The 15752-nt window shown below is 64.0% G+C and carries 17 protein-coding genes and 1 pseudogene; 9 read left to right on the forward strand and 9 right to left on the reverse strand.

What is annotated here, in order from left to right; all coding sequences use genetic code 11:
* Positions 1-122: 122 nt before the first annotated feature.
* The 3 genes from J7655_RS19150 to J7655_RS19160 form a co-directional block, all read right to left on the reverse strand.
* Positions 123-1466 (reverse strand): RNA helicase RhlE1, encoded by a 1344-nt coding sequence (locus J7655_RS19150; RefSeq protein WP_230925762.1) that lies wholly within the window; start codon positions 1464-1466, stop codon positions 123-125.
* Between the two features lie 337 nt (positions 1467-1803).
* Positions 1804-2406, reverse strand: coding sequence for a 3'-5' exonuclease (locus J7655_RS19155; RefSeq protein WP_230925763.1), 603 nt, complete (start codon positions 2404-2406; stop codon positions 1804-1806).
* A 127-nt stretch (positions 2407-2533) separates the two neighbouring features.
* A complete protein-coding gene (locus J7655_RS19160; RefSeq protein WP_230925764.1) occupies positions 2534-3013 on the reverse strand; it encodes a LabA-like NYN domain-containing protein in 480 nt (159 codons plus the stop codon).
* Positions 3014-3243: 230 nt separating this feature from the next.
* Between J7655_RS19160 and J7655_RS19165 the strand changes: the two genes are divergently transcribed.
* Positions 3244-3912, forward strand: a complete 669-nt coding sequence (locus J7655_RS19165) for a hypothetical protein (RefSeq protein WP_230925765.1) — start codon at positions 3244-3246, stop codon at positions 3910-3912.
* A 33-nt stretch (positions 3913-3945) separates the two neighbouring features.
* The gene (locus tag J7655_RS19170; protein WP_230925766.1) at positions 3946-4380 is read left to right on the forward strand and encodes a VOC family protein; all 435 of its coding nucleotides are present in this window, start codon (positions 3946-3948) and stop codon (positions 4378-4380) included.
* A 10-nt stretch (positions 4381-4390) separates the two neighbouring features.
* On the opposite strand, the pseudogene J7655_RS19175 reads toward J7655_RS19170, so the two are convergent.
* Positions 4391-5134 (reverse strand): annotated as a pseudogene (locus J7655_RS19175) (substrate-binding periplasmic protein).
* Positions 5134-5979: an SDR family oxidoreductase gene (locus J7655_RS19180; RefSeq protein ID WP_230925767.1), complete on the reverse strand. Its 846-nt coding sequence runs from the start codon at positions 5977-5979 to the stop codon at positions 5134-5136. Before J7655_RS19180 ends, J7655_RS19175 begins: the two are co-directional and overlap by 1 nt.
* Positions 5980-6131: 152 nt before the next feature.
* Between J7655_RS19180 and J7655_RS19185 the strand changes: the two genes are divergently transcribed.
* Positions 6132-7223: an endonuclease/exonuclease/phosphatase family protein gene (locus J7655_RS19185; RefSeq protein WP_230925768.1), complete on the forward strand. Its 1092-nt coding sequence runs from the start codon at positions 6132-6134 to the stop codon at positions 7221-7223.
* 86 nt (positions 7224-7309) lie between these two features.
* Positions 7310-8044, forward strand: coding sequence for a substrate-binding periplasmic protein (locus J7655_RS19190; RefSeq protein WP_230925769.1), 735 nt, complete (start codon positions 7310-7312; stop codon positions 8042-8044).
* A 4-nt stretch (positions 8045-8048) separates the two neighbouring features.
* Here J7655_RS19190 and J7655_RS19195 read toward each other — a convergent pair whose 3' ends face one another.
* Both J7655_RS19195 and hrpB read right to left on the reverse strand, forming a co-directional pair.
* Positions 8049-8855 (reverse strand): TlpA disulfide reductase family protein, encoded by an 807-nt coding sequence (locus J7655_RS19195; protein WP_230925770.1) that lies wholly within the window; start codon positions 8853-8855, stop codon positions 8049-8051.
* A gap of 7 nt (positions 8856-8862) precedes the next feature.
* Complete coding sequence (gene hrpB, locus J7655_RS19200; protein ID WP_230925771.1) at positions 8863-11397, reverse strand: ATP-dependent helicase HrpB; 2535 nt, start codon at positions 11395-11397, stop codon at positions 8863-8865.
* A gap of 128 nt (positions 11398-11525) precedes the next feature.
* On the opposite strand from hrpB, the gene J7655_RS19205 reads away from it, so the two are divergent.
* Both J7655_RS19205 and J7655_RS19210 read left to right on the forward strand, forming a co-directional pair.
* Complete coding sequence (locus J7655_RS19205; protein WP_230925772.1) at positions 11526-11945, forward strand: polyribonucleotide nucleotidyltransferase; 420 nt, start codon at positions 11526-11528, stop codon at positions 11943-11945.
* A gap of 3 nt (positions 11946-11948) precedes the next feature.
* Positions 11949-12830, forward strand: a complete 882-nt coding sequence (locus J7655_RS19210; RefSeq protein ID WP_230925773.1) for a cation diffusion facilitator family transporter — start codon at positions 11949-11951, stop codon at positions 12828-12830.
* A gap of 197 nt (positions 12831-13027) precedes the next feature.
* Here J7655_RS19210 and J7655_RS19215 read toward each other — a convergent pair whose 3' ends face one another.
* Both J7655_RS19215 and J7655_RS19220 read right to left on the reverse strand, forming a co-directional pair.
* Complete coding sequence (locus tag J7655_RS19215; protein ID WP_230925774.1) at positions 13028-13771, reverse strand: ATPase; 744 nt, start codon at positions 13769-13771, stop codon at positions 13028-13030.
* A gap of 11 nt (positions 13772-13782) precedes the next feature.
* Complete coding sequence (locus tag J7655_RS19220) at positions 13783-14034, reverse strand: hypothetical protein (RefSeq protein WP_230925775.1); 252 nt, start codon at positions 14032-14034, stop codon at positions 13783-13785.
* Positions 14035-14483: 449 nt separating this feature from the next.
* On the opposite strand from J7655_RS19220, the gene J7655_RS19225 reads away from it, so the two are divergent.
* The 3 genes from J7655_RS19225 (at position 14484) to J7655_RS19235 (ending at position 15731) form a co-directional block, all read left to right on the forward strand.
* Positions 14484-14963 carry an Lrp/AsnC family transcriptional regulator gene (locus tag J7655_RS19225; RefSeq protein ID WP_004424680.1) on the forward strand — a complete coding sequence of 160 codons (480 nt, stop codon included), beginning with the start codon at positions 14484-14486 and terminating at the stop codon, positions 14961-14963.
* Between the two features lie 90 nt (positions 14964-15053).
* Complete coding sequence (locus tag J7655_RS19230; RefSeq protein ID WP_003240295.1) at positions 15054-15272, forward strand: DUF2788 domain-containing protein; 219 nt, start codon at positions 15054-15056, stop codon at positions 15270-15272.
* Between the two features lie 66 nt (positions 15273-15338).
* A complete protein-coding gene (locus tag J7655_RS19235; RefSeq protein WP_230925776.1) occupies positions 15339-15731 on the forward strand; it encodes a globin in 393 nt (130 codons plus the stop codon).
* Positions 15732-15752 lie beyond the last annotated feature (21 nt).

Raw genomic sequence — 15752 nt, forward strand, 5'->3', positions numbered from 1 at the left:
CCGGGCTACCGTTCTACGACATGACCGCTGCAACCGTGGCGACGCAGGCTTGATCAGCTAAGCCGTAGGGTGCGCCATGCGCACCAGCCAACCCCTTCTGAGTTCGGTGCGCATGGTGCACCCTACTTTTTTCCGCCCTTGGGCTTGCTGCCGAAGCTCGGCACCTTGCGTACCGCCTTGACCTTGGGCTTGGCGTCTTCTTCCTCGAACCAGCGGCCGAGGTGGATATTGCCCTTGCCAGCCGGTTTGCCCGCACCGGGGATCAGCTTCTGCTTGGGCTTCTTCGGTTTTTTCAACACCTGGCCGCCGACCGCCGTCAGCGGTACGCGATGATCAGGGATAAAGTCCGGTTCATCGACACGCTTGATCAATTGCTGGGTCAGGTTCTCGATCGCCGCCAACTGGTCGACTTCATCGGCGCACACCAGCGAGATCGCCTCGCCGGTACTGCCGGCACGGCCGGTACGGCCGATGCGGTGCACGTAGTCTTCGGCGTTGATCGGCAGATCGAGGTTGACCACCAGTGGCAGGTCGTCGATATCCAGTCCACGCGCCGCCACGTCGGTGGCCACCAGAATCTGCACCTCGCCGGCCTTGAAGCGTTCCAGTGCGCGCAGGCGACTCGGCTGTGACTTGTCGCCGTGAATCGAATCGGCAGCGACGCCCATGGCCAGTAGCTCCTGCTCCAGCTGGTCGACGCCCTTGCGCGTCTTGGCGAACACCAGCACCTGGCCCCAGCGTTTTTCCTGCAACAGATGCAGGAACAGCTCGCTCTTGCGCTTCTTGTCCACCGGGATCAGCCACTGCTTTACGGTTTTTGCCGCCGCATTGCGCGGGCTGACTTCGACCGACAGCGGATCGCGCAGCAACTCGCCGGCCATCTGCCGGATGACGTCGGAGAAGGTGGCGGAGAACAGCAGGGTCTGGCGCTTTTTCGGCAGCGCGCTGAACAGCTCATCCAGCTCGCGGGCGAATCCCAGGTCGAGCATGCGATCCGCTTCGTCGAGCACCAGGGTCTGCAACTGGGCGAACTTCACCGCGTTCTGCCGGTACAGGTCGAGCAGCCGGCCTGGCGTGGCCACCAGCACGTCGACGCCCTTGCGCAGGGCCATCATCTGCGGGTTGATGCTGACCCCGCCGTACACCGCGTAGCTGGTCAGCGGCAGGTTCTGGCCGTAAGCCTGGAAGCTCTGCAGCACCTGCTCGGCCAGCTCGCGGGTTGGCGCCAGCACCAGGGCACGCACCGAATTGCTCGCCACCTGCGGGCCTTCCAGGGTCAGACGCTGCAACAGCGGCAGGGCGAAACCGGCAGTCTTGCCGGTGCCGGTTTGCGCCGCCGCCATCAGGTCGCGGCCCTTGAGCACGGCCGGAATGGCCTGGGTCTGCACCGGGGTCGGCGTCTGGTAGTCGAAATCGGCGAGGGTGCGCAGCAGCGGCTCGATCAAACCGAGGGAGGCGAAGGTCATGGGGCAACCGAATCGGAAAGGAAACAGGCGCGCAGTTTAACCTGTCCCCCTGCCGAGCGCCTTCAACCTCGGTAAAGATCGCCGCTGAAGTGCCTCCCACAGATGTCCAACCGCGCTGCAGACCCACGTAGCCGGGATGCAATCCGGGGCCACTGTCACCGTTTCCCCGGATTGCATCCGGGCTACCACTGCGCAAGAGCGGCTTCAGCCGAGAAATTCCTCCGGCGTACCACTCACCAATGAAGCCTGGGGCTTCGTGGGAGGGGCTTTAGCCGCGATAAGAGCTCGCGGCTGAAGCGCAATGCCGCCCAGCCGCTCCGACAGGGACGAGGCCAGCTCAGCAAGCGCTGGCCAGCAGCGCACGCACCTTGGCGGCGGAGAGGTTCTGCAATTGGCAGAGAAAGGCATGGTCGGCCTGCTGCCGGCCATGGCGCTCGCGCAGCAGGCTAAACAGGTGCAACGTCAGATTCGCGGCCATCTCGGCGTCGGCCAGGGCGCGGTGAGCGCGGCCGGTATCCGGCAGGCCGGCCCAGGCGTTGAGGTTGCCCAGCTTGTGGCTCGGCGCCTCGGGCAGCAGACGGCGCGACAGCAGCAGCGAACAGGCAAACGGCTGCAAGCGGCGACGGCGCACCCGCGCCAGTTCGGCATCCCAGAACTTCTGGTCGAAAGAGGCGTTGTGCGCCAACAGCGGCCGCCCGCCGATGAAATCGGCCACCTCGTTCATCACCTGATCCGACGGCGGCGCCTTGCGCAGCATGGCGTTGCTGATGCCGGTGAGCTGCTCGATGAACGGCGGCACCCAGGCGCCGCTGTTCATCAGGCTCTGATAACGGTCGACGATGCGTCCGTCCTCGATGATCGCTACGCCGATTTCGGTGGCGCGCGCCTGGGTCGGCGATACGCCAGTGGTTTCGAAGTCGATGACGGCGATGGATTCCACGTAAAACCTCAGAACGGGTGAAGTCGTCGCGTGCGATGGCAGGAAGCGTTTCGCCGACGCGCCGCAAGCGGAGTGTATGGAAAGACCTGAGCATGGCGAGCACAGCAGTGAACCTGCTGACAGCGTCTCAGTGATTGCGCAGCAACAATTCACCCTCGATGGGCACATACAGGCTCGCCGCGCGGATCAGCGACTGCGCCGTCAGCCCCGGCACGCCGAAGGCAATTGCCGCCACACCCTGGCTGCGCACGCGCTCGAGCAACAGGTCGAAGTCGCCATCACCGGAGGCCAGGACGATCTCGTCGACCCGCGCGGCGGCATCCAGTACGTCGATGGTGATGCCTACGTCCCAGTCACCCTTGGCCGAGCCGTCGGCACGCTGGATATAGGGCTTGAGCTTCACGGTGAAGCCCAACTTGCGCAGGATCTGCTGGAACTGCTGCTGCTTGGCGTCGCCACGATCGATGGCGTAGGCGTAGGCCTCGACGATCACGCCACGGCGGCTGACCTCGGCCCACAGCACGCTGTAGTCGAAATGGCAGCCATGCACCTGACGCACCGTGTAGTAGAGGTTCTGCACATCGGCGAATACGGCGATCTTCTTCACCGGGAATCCTCGGGGGCAACGAAGGCGCCAGTATGCCAGAGCCTGGCCGATGATGCGTCGGGCTGGCCCGGGCACGCGCCAGCCCCTATCCTTGCGGCAACGCCCCCAGCCTGAGCGCCTGCGCACGCTGCCCCCGTTGCGGCACCTGACAGGCAGCGCCAGTGGGAGCCCCTGAACCTGGCCCGGCCACTCACCCCGTGGCTGCTGCCCCGACACTTGGTAACCTGCCGATGAGTCCGTTTTCCATCCTGCGTGATGCCTGGTTCTTCTCCAGCCACAACCTGGCGGCCATCGCCCGCCTGACCCTGCCCCTGCTGCTGCTCGAAGCCATCGCCCAGGCGTTACTGGCTGCGCAGCTTGGCGAGGATGCCAATCCGGCCTATGCCGTGCTGCTTGGCATTCTGGTCTACCCGCTGTATGCCGCGCCGCTGATCCTCTTCCTGCATGCCCGCAGCCTCGGGCAGGCGCCCGGCAACGCGCAGTTGTTCGCCGCCGGCCTGCAACTGTGGCCCACCTTCGCCCTGATGGCGGGTTTGAGCACCCTGGCGATCATGCTCGGGCTGTCGCTGTTCATCGTGCCGGGTATCTGGATCATGATGCGCCTGGCCTTCGCCGAAATACTCCTGGTGCTGCGTCAGGAGCCGCCCCTGCGTGCGCTGCAGGGTAGCTTCGCACTGACCGAGGGGCGTTTCTGGCCGGTATTCGCCTGCCTGGCCAACGTGCTGGTGCCGCTGTGGCTGCTCGACTGGTGGACGCAACCCAGCCAGGGCGACACCCTGCTGTGGGTGGTGCATCAGGCCGGCAATGGCTTCCTGCAACTGTTCGCCATCGTCGTGCTGTTCCGCCTGTTCATGCTGCTGGAGCCGGAGCAGGCGACAAACAGCGAGAACAGTGACTAGGCTTGCAGCGTTGACCCGAGCAAGGAGCGCGTCATGAGCGAAAGCAACCCCAGCATCCTGTCTCACGTATCCATCGGCACCAACGATTTCGAGGCTGCCAGCGCCTTCTACGCCAAGGTGCTGGCCACCCTCGGTTGCCGGGAAATCATGCGTCATCCCGCAGCGGTGGCCTTCGGCCGCCAATACCCGGAATTCTGGGTGCAGACGCCGATCAACGGTCAGCCGGCGACACTCGGCAACGGCAGCCACTTCGGCTTCGTCGCCCCGGACAAGGCCTCGGGGCATGCCTTTCACCAGGCGGCGCTGGCGGCCGGGGGCCAGGACGAAGGCCAACCAGGGCCGCGCCCGGAGTATGGCGCGCCCTATTACGGCTGCTTCGTCAGGGATCTCGACGGCCACAAGATCGAAGCGGCCTTCTGGGACATGGCGCTGATGCTGGCCGATGCGGCGCAGCACGAACACGGCTGAAACAGCTCAGCTAATGACGCGCAACCACCGGCTGATAGCGCAGCGCGGCATGGGCGAGCCAGCCCTCGCGAAACAGCTCATCGAGCGCGGCCGCCAGTGCCGGCAGGTGCGTCAGACGCTTGCGTGAGAAGCCGATAAACAACGCTGTACGCGCCTGCGGCTGATAGGCCGCCTTGACGATGCGACCGGCCAGTTCGGGGGCCAGCAAGGCATAGTCGACCTGGCAATCGGTGCCAACCAGCACATCGATACGCCCGCGCACCAGCATCTCCAGCAGTTGTTTCTCGTTGCTGACGCCGACCTTGTCCAGCGACTTGTCAGCGTCGAACGGCTGAAAGTACACCGACTCCAGTACGTAGCCGATGCGCAGCCCGCGCAGCGATGCGTAATCGTTCAGCAGCATGGCCTGTGCCGGGCCGGCATAGAAACGTGGCGAACAGGCGTAATAAGGCGTGTCCAGATAGCGAATGTAGCGCTCGCGTTCGGGCGTTCTGGCCAAACCGGTCATCAGGTCTGCGCTGCCCTGCTCCAGCGCCGTCAACCCTCGAGCCCAGGGCGCGCGCTGCACCTCGAAGCGCAGACCGGTACGGCGTGACAATTAATTGAGCAGATCAATGTCCAGCCCCTGCAACTGGCCATTCTCGCCCTCCATGCGAAAGGGCGGCCAGAGGTCGGTCATCACCCGCAAGGGTTCGCCATCAGCGGCGCGGCACAGCGGCGCCAGCATCAACAGCACATACAGCCAGTAGCGCATCAACGGCGTCCCGAGTCCTGCGGGCGCAACCCGGACAGTCGCGGCAACAGCACACGCTCGAAGACCCTCGGGAAGAAGCGCGCCAGCACCCGTGCGCGCCAGTCGACATTCGACAACACCAGCAAGCGCCGGCGTTTGAGCGCGCCCTGGTAGATGGCATTGGCGACATCCTGCGGCGAGGCGACCTTGCCCATCGCCAGCGGTGCCTGCGCGGCCACCGAGCCGTCACCGACCAGGGCGTTCTTGCGCAGATCGGTGGCAGTGAAGCCGGGGCACACCAGCATCACGTTCACCCCCGAGCCCTTGAGTTCAAAGCGCAAGGTCTCGAACAGGCCATGCAGCGCATGCTTGCTGGCGTTGTAGGCGCTGCGATAAAGCAGGGGCGCAATGCCCGACAGCGAGCTGAGCACGATGATCTGCCCGCGCCGGGCGATCAGGCTCGGCAGCGCCGCCTGGGTGCAGTGCAAGGCACCGAAATAGTTGACCGCCATGACCCGCTGAAAGACCTCCAGGCTGGTCTCGGCAAAGGTGCTGCGGTGGGTGATGCCGGCATTGTTGACCAGCACGTCGATACCGCCGAAACGCTCCAGCGCAAGGGCCATGGCACGTTGCACGGCCTCGGCATCGGCAACGTCGCACAGCAGGCCCAGCGCCTCGGCGTTGTGGTGATCGGCCAGGTGCTGCACCAGGCTGTCCAGCGCCGCCTGGTTGAGATCGAAAATCACCAGGCGCGCGCCTGCCTGCGCCAGGCGCATGGCCAGGGCCCGGCCAATACCCGCACAACCACCGGTGATCAGCACCACCTTGCGGTCGAATACCTTGCTGGCGAACACCTTGCGATACATACGTGACTCCTGCTGCCCTGACCGTGCCGACACTACAACCTGTTATCGCATCTGTCGCAACAGATGACGTGCGCTCGCCCGCTCAGGTGTCTGGGCCGACGCACCGGTCTCGGTTATCCTCGGCTGTTTTCAGCATAGCCGCCCGCGTCGTCATGTCCCTGTCCCGTCCGCTTCGTCTGCTTCTATTGCTCGTGCTGGCGTTGCTCGCGCTGCTCGTCGTGCTGGTCTACAGCCTGACCTGGCGACCGCAGCCACGCGAAGACGCACCCGTGGCCTGCACGGGCCAGGCGGCGCAGTTGCAACCGGGCCAGGCGCTCAAGGTGATGACCTGGAACGTGCAGTACCTGGCCGGTAAGCGCTATGTGTTCTGGTACGACCTGCCCGGCGGCGATGGCCCGGACGAGCGCCCGAGCAGCGAAGACCTTGCCCTGACGCTGGATGAAGTGGTGCGCATCCTGCGCGACGAAAAGCCCGACGTGGTGCTGCTGCAGGAGCTGCACGATAACGCCAGGGCCAGCGACCACCAGGATCAACTGGCCCTGCTGCAGGCACGCCTGGGCGACCTCTACCCCTGCAGCAGCCAGGCGTTCTACTGGAAGGCCGCGTTCGTCCCGCATCTGCGCATTCTCGGCAGCGTCGGTATGAAGCTGGGCACCCTCAGCCGCTTCCAGATCGCCCGCGCCGAACGCCTGCAACTGCCCATGCTCGAAACGGATCTGCTGAGCCGCCAGTTCCAGCTCAAGCGCGCGCTGCTGGTCAGCTACCTGCCTATCCGTGGCGGCGAGGAACTGGTGGCGATCAACACCCATTTCGATGCCTTTGCTCTGGGCCAGAACACCATGCAACGCCAGGTGCAGATGACCGATGCCCTGCTCCAGCAGCTACAGGATGCAGGCAAGACCTGGGTGCTGGGTGGCGACCTCAACCTGCTGCCACCGGGTCAGTTCCAGCGTCTGCCGGAAGATCAGCGCAGCTGGTACGCCGCCGACAGCGAACTGCAGGACCTGGCCCGTCGCTACCCGATGATCCCCAGCCTGCAGCAGGCCAGCGGCGCCGAACAGGCACAGTGGTACACCCACTACCCCAACGACCCGGCCGCAAACGGCCCGGATCGCACCATCGACTACCTGTTCTACAGCCCGCGTCTGACGCCCTTCGCCAGCCAGGTGCGCCAGCACGACACCCTGAGCATTTCCGACCACCTGCCGGTGATCGGGCGCTTCTTCCTGCCCAGTCAGGAATGAACCGGGCTGGACAAGCCAACCCGGTTTTGTCCATGCTCGCCGGGTATTACAAAAAAAAGACAAGACGGCCAATCGCCGCGATCCAAATGCCAAGACGTTTCTGCCTGCTACTCATCGCCCTGCTCTGGCTGCCGGCTCTCTGCACTGCCGAGGCCAGGCCACGCATTCATGTGGGTTACTACGAGTTTCCGCCCTTTTCCTATACCGACGCCCAGGGGCAGCCCAGCGGCTCAGGGCTGGAACTCACCGCGCGCCTGCTCGAGGCGGCAGGCTATGAAGCCGACTTTCGCTCCTACCCCGGCGCCCGCCTCTACAGTGGCCTGCTCGATGGCAGCATCCAGCTCTGGGCTGGCGCATCCGGCAAACCGCAGTTGGCCGGGCACACCCTCGAGAGTCGGCATCTGCTGGGCGAAATCACCCTCAACCTGTACTTCCGACAGGACACACCCGCGCCCACCATTCCTGACGATCTGACAGGTCGCGGGGTGATTCTGATCACGGGCTACAGCTACTGGCAGAACGTCAACCAATGGCTGGAAGACCCGGCACGCAATATCTCCCTTCACCGCACCCGCAGCCATATCTCGGCACTGGAGATGCTCCAGCGCCGACGTGGCGACTACCTGCTGGACTACCAGGCGCCCGTCGAACAGGCCATGCGCACGCTGGACATGGCTGAACTGCCCTTCGTCGAAGTGCAACGCCTGCCGCTGCGGCTGATCTATTCGCGCCACGCCCCGAATGCCGAGCGTCTGCGCGATGATCTGGACCAGGCCTATCAGCGCTTGCAGGATGCCGGCGAGGATCTGCAGCTGTACTGACCCTTCAATCGCCGCGCAGCCTGGCCAGCGCACGCTCCAGGCTGGCGTGCGACAGCTCGCCGAGATGGCTGCCGACCTGCCGCCCTTCGCCATCGTAGAACAGCGTCGTCGGCAAGGCGCGTGAGCCGACCAGCTGCCCCAACTTGACCTGCTCGTCGAGCAGCAGATGATCCAGGCTCAGGTGCTGCGTGGCGAGAAAATCAGCCACCAACGCGGCACTTTCGCCCTGATTGACGAAGAGCATGGTGATGGCCGACTCACGCTGCTGCGCCTGCATCAGCACCGGCATCTCACGCCGACACGGCGGGCACCAGGTCGCCCACAGATTGACCACCAACGGCTGACCGGCGTAATCACGCAGGTTCACCGGGCGGCCCTGCATGTCGCGCACCTGCAGATCAGGCAAGCGCGTGCCCTGCTCCAGCGCGTGCAGCATCAGGTTGCCAGCGAGCCACAGCGTCAGGCCAACGGCCATCGCCACGCCCAGCGGCCGGCGCATCCGCGCCTGGCGCCAGCAATACCAGACACCCATTGCCAGCCCGGCAAGTACACCCGGCCAGGCGATGAAACCACCGTCGCGGATATCCAGGGCACGCCAGGGCGCATCGCGGTAGAACTCGGCATACACCAGCACGAAGGCCAGGCGCGCCACCAGCAGCCCGACCAGCAGTGCGCGGAACAGCTGGCGTTCGGGGTTGCAACCGTGCCGACGCCCGATCAACCAGCCGACCAGGGTCGCCAGCAGCAAGCTGGCAAGCAGCAGCACATGGGTGACACCCAGGGCCAGCGGCCCGACGTTCAGCGTCAGCATTCACGCCTCACTTTCTTGGTTTGGCGCGCGCAGTGGGTTCGGCAATCAAGGGATCATCCGGCCAGTAATGCTTGGGATAGCGGCCTTTCAAATCCTTCTTCACCTCGGCGTAGGTATTGGCCCAGAAGCTGGCCAGATCCTGGGTCACCTGCACCGGGCGGCGGGCCGGTGACAGCAAATGCAGCTTGAGGCCGAGGCGTCCGCCGGCGATGCGCGGTGTGGCGGCCAGACCGAACAGCTCCTGCAGGCGCACGGCGAGCACCGGCGGGTTTTCCGTGTAGTCGATGGCGATGCGCGAGCCGGACGGCACGTTCAGTGCGCGCGGCGCCAGCTCGTCGAGGCGTTGCGGCAGCGGCCAGGGCAGCAGCGTCTGCAGGATCGCCGGCAAGTCGAGATTGGCGAAATGACTGAGCCGGTTGACCTTGCCCAGGAAGGGCGTCAGCCAGTGTTCGAGGCTGGCCAGCAGCGCAGCATCGGACAAGTCCTGCCAGTCGCTCTGTCCCTGCTGTTGCAAATCCAGCTCGCGCAGCAGCGCCACGCGCGCCTGCCACTGACGCAGTTCGGACGTCCAGGGCAGCAATTGCAACCCCTTGCGCCGCACCAGACCGACCAGCGCCCGACAGCGGCTGTCTTCATCCAGGGTAGCCAACGCCTGGCGCTCGAGCAGCAACTCGCCGACTTTGCGCTGGCGCTCGGCGCGCAGCACGCCTTCGCGCTCGTCCCAGTCGAGCACCTCCACAGCCTGTACCTGCTCGGCCAGCTCACGCTCGAACAGTGCCGGGTCAAGATCGGCGGCGAGATAGATGCGTTCCTCGCGCTGGCCCTGACGGCTGCCCAGGTCGGCCACCACCAGCCATTCGTGCTTCATCAGCGCATCACTTTCAGCAAACTGCGCGGCGCGGCCATTGGCCAGGCGGTAGTCGGCACCACCAGCGCGGCGCTGCTGGGCGATGCGATCCGGGTAGGCGAAGGCCAGCAGGCCGCCGAGCCAGCGCGGATGTTCGCGGTCGCTCACCGCCTGAGTGATCGGCCGATGCCTGATCAACCCATGAAACTGTTTCGCCAGTTGCCGCGCACGCTGCACGCCGCCTTGGGCCGAGCGAGTGGCGCGGCTTTCGCCACTGAGCAGGGCCAGGCGACCCTGCAGATCCGCGCCGCCGCCGCGCAGAATGTCGCGCTCGGCCAGCAGCGCCGCCAGGTCGCAGGCCAGCGTACCGAGGCCCAGCGTCTGGCCGCGCAACAGCAAATGGGCGATGCGTGGATGGCTGGGCAGTTCGGCCATGGCCTGGCCGTGGGCATTGAGCGCGCCACACTCGTCCAGCGCGCCGAGGCGGCCGAGCAGATCCAACGCCTGGGCATAGGCCGCTGACGGTGGCACATCGAGCCAGCTCAGCTCCTGCGGCGTCACGCCCCAGCGCAGCAGTTGCAGGGCCAGGCCGGCGAGGTCGGCCTGCAGGATTTCCGCACTGGAATAGGCGCTGAGCTGTTCGTGCTGCGCCTGCGACCACAAGCGATAGCAGACGCCCGGCTCCAGGCGTCCGGCACGACCGGCACGCTGGGTGGCGGACGCACGGGAGATACGCTGAGTGTCGAGGCGGGTCATGCCGCTGGCCGGATCGAAGCGCGGCACCCGTGCCAGGCCGGCATCGATGACCACGCGCACACCGTCGATGGTCAGGCTGGTCTCGGCGATATTGGTCGCCAGCACCACCTTGCGTTTGCCTGCTGGGGCCGGCTCGATGGCCGCACGCTGGGCAGCCAGGTCCAGTTCGCCGTGCAGCGGGCAGACCAGCACATCCGGCCGATTGCCGAGCGCCTCCTGCAACTGCTCGGCCACCCGGCGAATCTCGGCCTGGCCCGGCAGGAATACCAGCAGGCTGCCGGATTCATCAGCCAACGCCTGCTGCACCGTCTGCAATACACGCGGCTCGACCCACTCACCCGCCTGGAACGGCGCGCCCCAGCGGATATCCACCGGGAACATGCGCCCCTCGCTGCGCAGCACCGGCGCCTCGCCCAGCAGCGCGGCCAGGCGCTCGCCTTCGAGGGTGGCGGACATCAGCAGCACCTTGAGCGGCGCCTCGCCACTGTCTGCGCCGCGGAACATGGCGCGGCCATTGAGCGTCAGCGCCAGGGCCAGGTCGGCATCCAGGCTGCGCTCATGAAATTCATCGAAGATCACCAGGCCAACGCCGTCCAGCGCCGGGTCGTCCTGCAGGCGGCGGGCGAGAATGCCTTCGGTGACCACCTCGATGCGCGTGTTCGGCCCGACCTTGCTGTCCAGGCGAATGCGGTAGCCGACCGTCTCGCCGACCCGTTCACCCAGTTCGCTGGCCAGGCGCTCGGCGGCAGCACGAGCGGCCAATCGGCGTGGTTCGAGCATGAGGATCTTCTGCCCGGCCAGCCAGGGCGCATCCAGCAGTGCCAGCGGTACGCGGGTGGTCTTGCCGGCGCCGGGCGGCGCCTCCAGCACGACTTCGTGACGGGCGGACAAGGCATCGCGCAGGGCGGGCAGCAGCGAATCGATCGGCAGGGTATTCATCATTTCTCCACAGCAGGCTGGCGATTATAACGGCGAACCGCCTGCCAACTTGCTGGTCTGAAACAGCGCGCTGCAGTTTTGCAATCATCGCCTTGCTATAGTTGCGCCACGTTTTTATGGAGGTGCTCATGCGCACGAAATCCCGCGTTATCGCCGGCGTTGTCGCCGCAACCCTGCTCACTCAACTGACGGCCTGCGGCTCGATTTTCTACCCGGATCGTCGTGGCCAGATCGAAGGCAAGATCGACCCGGTGATCGCCGGCGCCAACGCCATCGGCATCCTGTTCTACGTGATTCCGGGCCTGATCGCCTTTGCCGTGGACTTCGCCACCGGCGCCATCTACCTGCCTGAAGGCAAGACCGCTCAGGTCGATCCGCAACAGCTCAAGCAACTGATCGGCGCCGACGGCAAGGTCGACCAGTACGCGCTGAAAACGCTGATCGAGACCAGCACTGGGCATCAACTGCCGCTCGACGATCCGCGTCTGATCCAGCACAGCGGCAGCGCCGAGCAACTGGCCGCCTACGGCCTGCGCCCGGCTGCCTGACCCATGCACACACCCCAGCACGCCAGGCTGATGCGCCTGGCCACCCGGTCAGCGCTGACCGTAGCGCTGACCCTGGTACTGGCCAAGGCCATTGCCTGGTGGCTGAGCGGGTCGGTCAGCCTGCTGGCGGGTCTCACCGATTCGCTGCTCGACAGCGCCGCCTCGCTGATCAATCTGATCGCCGTGCATTTCGCCCTGCGCCCGGCCGACGAAGATCACCGCTACGGCCATGGCAAGGCTGAAGCACTGGCGGGGCTCGGCCAGGCGCTGTTCATCGGCATCAGTGCCGTGCTCATCGGCGTGCAAGGCGTCGAGCGTCTGCAGTCGCCACAGCCGCTGGCAGCAGAAGGTATCGGCATCGTGGTGATGCTGCTGTCGCTGGCGCTGACCGTCGCTCTGCTGGCGTTCCAGCGCAAGGTAGTGCGGGAAACCGGCTCCACGGCCATCCATGCCGATTCGCTGCACTATCGCTCCGATATCCTACTCAACAGCAGCATCCTGCTTGCCCTGCTGCTGACCCGCTTCGGCTGGTTGCAGATGGATGCGCTGTTCGCCATCGGCATCGCCTTCTACATCTTCTGGAGCGCCCTGAGCATCGTGCGCGGCGCAATTGGCGTGCTGATGGACGAGGAACTGCCCGGCGAAACCACCCAGCACATGTACGCGCTGGCCACAGCCGTACCGGGCGTGCTTGGCGCCCACGACCTGCGTACGCGCATCTCCGGCACGCGCTGGTTCGTCCAGCTGCATCTGGAACTGCCGGGCGAGATGAGCCTGTCGCAGGCCCACGCCCATTGCGTCGCCGTGGAGAAGGCCATCCACGCGCACTATCCACGTGCCGAGGTACTGGTACACGCCGACCCGCAGGAAGTGATCCAGCACTGAGCGCTGCCTTGATCAAGAAAGCCCAGCCATGCTTGCAGCCGTCGCCTACGTTTTTAGAGGCGCCCTAACGGGTCATGCCGATCAAATAAGGCTTGTCACTGTAAGAGCGAATTTATTCGCAATTTTGTTCGGGCATGAAGCCAAACTCTATCGCGAATAAATTCGCTCCTACAGCCCCCTAACGGGGCTTTTTCACTTCAAGCGCTTGGCGTAGTCACCCGCTCAACGTAGGCAGTGAAGAACCATTCAGGAATCTCTTCGGTTCGGTACTCCAGAGATGTGCCATCGGTGATCTCGGCCAACCAAACGGACTCGTCTGCAGAGTTGTCGAAAATGTAGGCACGATTCGAGGCAGCTACAGCAGATGGCAGCAGAGCCAGTGTCTTGTGATAGCGCTTGATGATCTTGTCAGTGTCGACATCATGGCCATCTTCTTCGACCCTGATGGCCACCCGGTTGATGTTGATCTTCGGATCTTCAGTGGCGACGAAATACAGGTAGGTTCGGTAGCCACGCTGCTGAGCCTCGCGCATAAACTCGACCTTGCTCTCGTGAGACATCACGGTTTCAAAAGTGAACGATTTCTTCTGTTCAAGCAGCCGTTGCCTGATGAAGTCTGCAAGCACCGACGCATGATAGGAATTGATGTTCGCAATCTTGCGGAAATCTACCCGCCCCTGATCCATCACCAAGAGTCGAGACTCTGCCAAGAGCCCTTCCTTGACGGTGAGGTGGTGCCGTTCAAAGAACGCTTGAAGAGCCTCAGTAGTCGAAACGATACCGTATGCAGAGAGATCGACGAAGCCAGTTTCTCTGGCGGCCTTCTCGATCTCGTCGGCGTTGACGTAAATGTTGATCAATGCGACTGGAATGAGCGCCTTGATGGTGCTTTTGCCTGACCCATTCGGGCCTGCGAATACGCGAAGTCTAGGAGTTTCCACCGGCGAAAGGCCTAGCCCATGCGCTGCACGGTGACAACTTGCCCTACGGTGACTTTCCGACGCGGCTTGACCTTGCCGACGACTCGGACGCTGCCATCGGCGCTAGTTTCAACTAGATCCTGGCCCTGAACGCCCATTACGGCCATGCCTGTGGAAAGGGCACGGAAATGCGCGGATCGGGTTGCACTGACCGCGACGCCTGGGATCATGTTCTCCAGCTTCGCAATTTCCTTCTCACTGAGGGCTTTCTTCTTCGCCGGCATACACGTCTCCATAGACCTATCAGGGGCAGGAACAGTCGCTGGCTCATAATAGCGCTCCCTAGGCGTCTTCAAAAGGTTTCCTGCCATGGTAGCTAGCATGTGATAGCACTTCAGGTAAGAGCCACTGAGAAGAGATAAAAAGAAAAGGGGCCTTGCGGCCCCCTCGGGAAATCTGTCCGGTGCTGGCGATGCTGTCGCCGCTTTCGTCGCCCGCCTGGTTGGGCAGTGCGGACCCGGGTGCCGAGGCGATCCGGTAAGGATCGTCGGCGCCGGCTCACCTGGTTGGGCGAGGCCGGTAGGACTTGTCGTCCGGGCCGTGAAACTGAGATAAAGCTTACGCCTGGCACGCCGAAATAAGATTGCTAATATTGCTTACAAATTTACCAATTGCGCAATTAACACCCAAAGTAGCACTATTTAGCGCAATTCAATCTTTAGCCGGTTAGAAAATGGACAAACTCGACCGTTACGACCTGAATATTCTTGCCGAATTGCAGCGCAACGCTGCCCTGTCCAATCAGGAGCTGGCCGAACGCATCGGCCTGTCACCCTCGCCCTGCTCGCGTCGCGTCAAGCAACTGGAAGACGACGGCTATATCACCGGCCAGGTGGCCCTGCTGGATCGCAAGAAGCTCGGCCTGAGCCTGACCGCCTACGTGCTGATCGGTATGGACCGGCACACGCCCGAGCGTTTCGAGCACTTTCAGGACGAGATCCGCAAGTGCCCCGAAGTGCTGGAGTGCTGCCTGGTAACCGGGATGGATGCCGACTACCAGCTCAAGGTGGTGGTGCCGGATATGGATCATTACCAGAAGCTGCTACTCGGCACCCTGACGCGCATCGACGGGGTTTCCAGCGTGCGTTCGAGCTTCGTGCTGCAGCAGATTCTGTCCAGCACGCAGTTGCCCTTGCAGCATCTGCGCGACTGAAAGTCGCAGGGTGAACCCGATCATGCCGCGCACCAGGCCGGGGCGCGTATAATTTTCGCCCTGCGTTTTCCCTGCGAATCACGAGGTACCATGGAAACCGAACAATTCGAAGCCCTGATGATGTACGTCCTGGTGGGCGGCCTGATGCTGTTCATGTTCTTCATCATCTGGGATCTGGCGAAGAAGTCCAAGGCCGGTCGCCTCGGCACCGCCATCCTGTTCCTTGGCCTGGGGCTGTGCCTGTTCGCCTTCCTGGCCAAGCCAATCATTACCTATATCATCGAGACCGCGCGCGGCATTCACGGCTGACCCGGCCAGCGTAATCGATACATGGCCGCTGTATTCGCGGCCTGCTGCCCTTCCAAGGAGTGACACATGAGCGCCGCCAATACGGTGATGCAGAGCTACGGCCGCTGCTGCGCCAGCCCGGATTTCTTCGACAGTTTCTACCGCCACTTCCTCGCCAGCTCGCCGCTGATTCGCGAGAAGTTCGTCGACACCGACATGAGTGCGCAGAAACAGCTGTTACGCCAGGGCATTCTCAACCTGGTCATGCACGCCCGTGGCATGCCCGATACCAAGCTGCGCGCTCTGGGTGAATCGCACTCGCGCCAGCATCTGGACATCCGCCCCGAGCTCTACGACCTGTGGCTCGACGCGCTGCTGCTGACCATCAGCGAACACGACAAGGAGTGCGACGCGGATGTGCGTCAGGCCTGGCGTGAAGTGCTGAACAAAGGTATCGCCGTGATCAAGGCCGGTTATTGACTCAGGTCATGTTCGCCAGGG

The organism is Pseudomonas wenzhouensis (assembly GCF_021029445.1).
In the GTDB taxonomy this organism is placed as follows: Bacteria; Pseudomonadota; Gammaproteobacteria; order Pseudomonadales; family Pseudomonadaceae; genus Aquipseudomonas; species Aquipseudomonas wenzhouensis.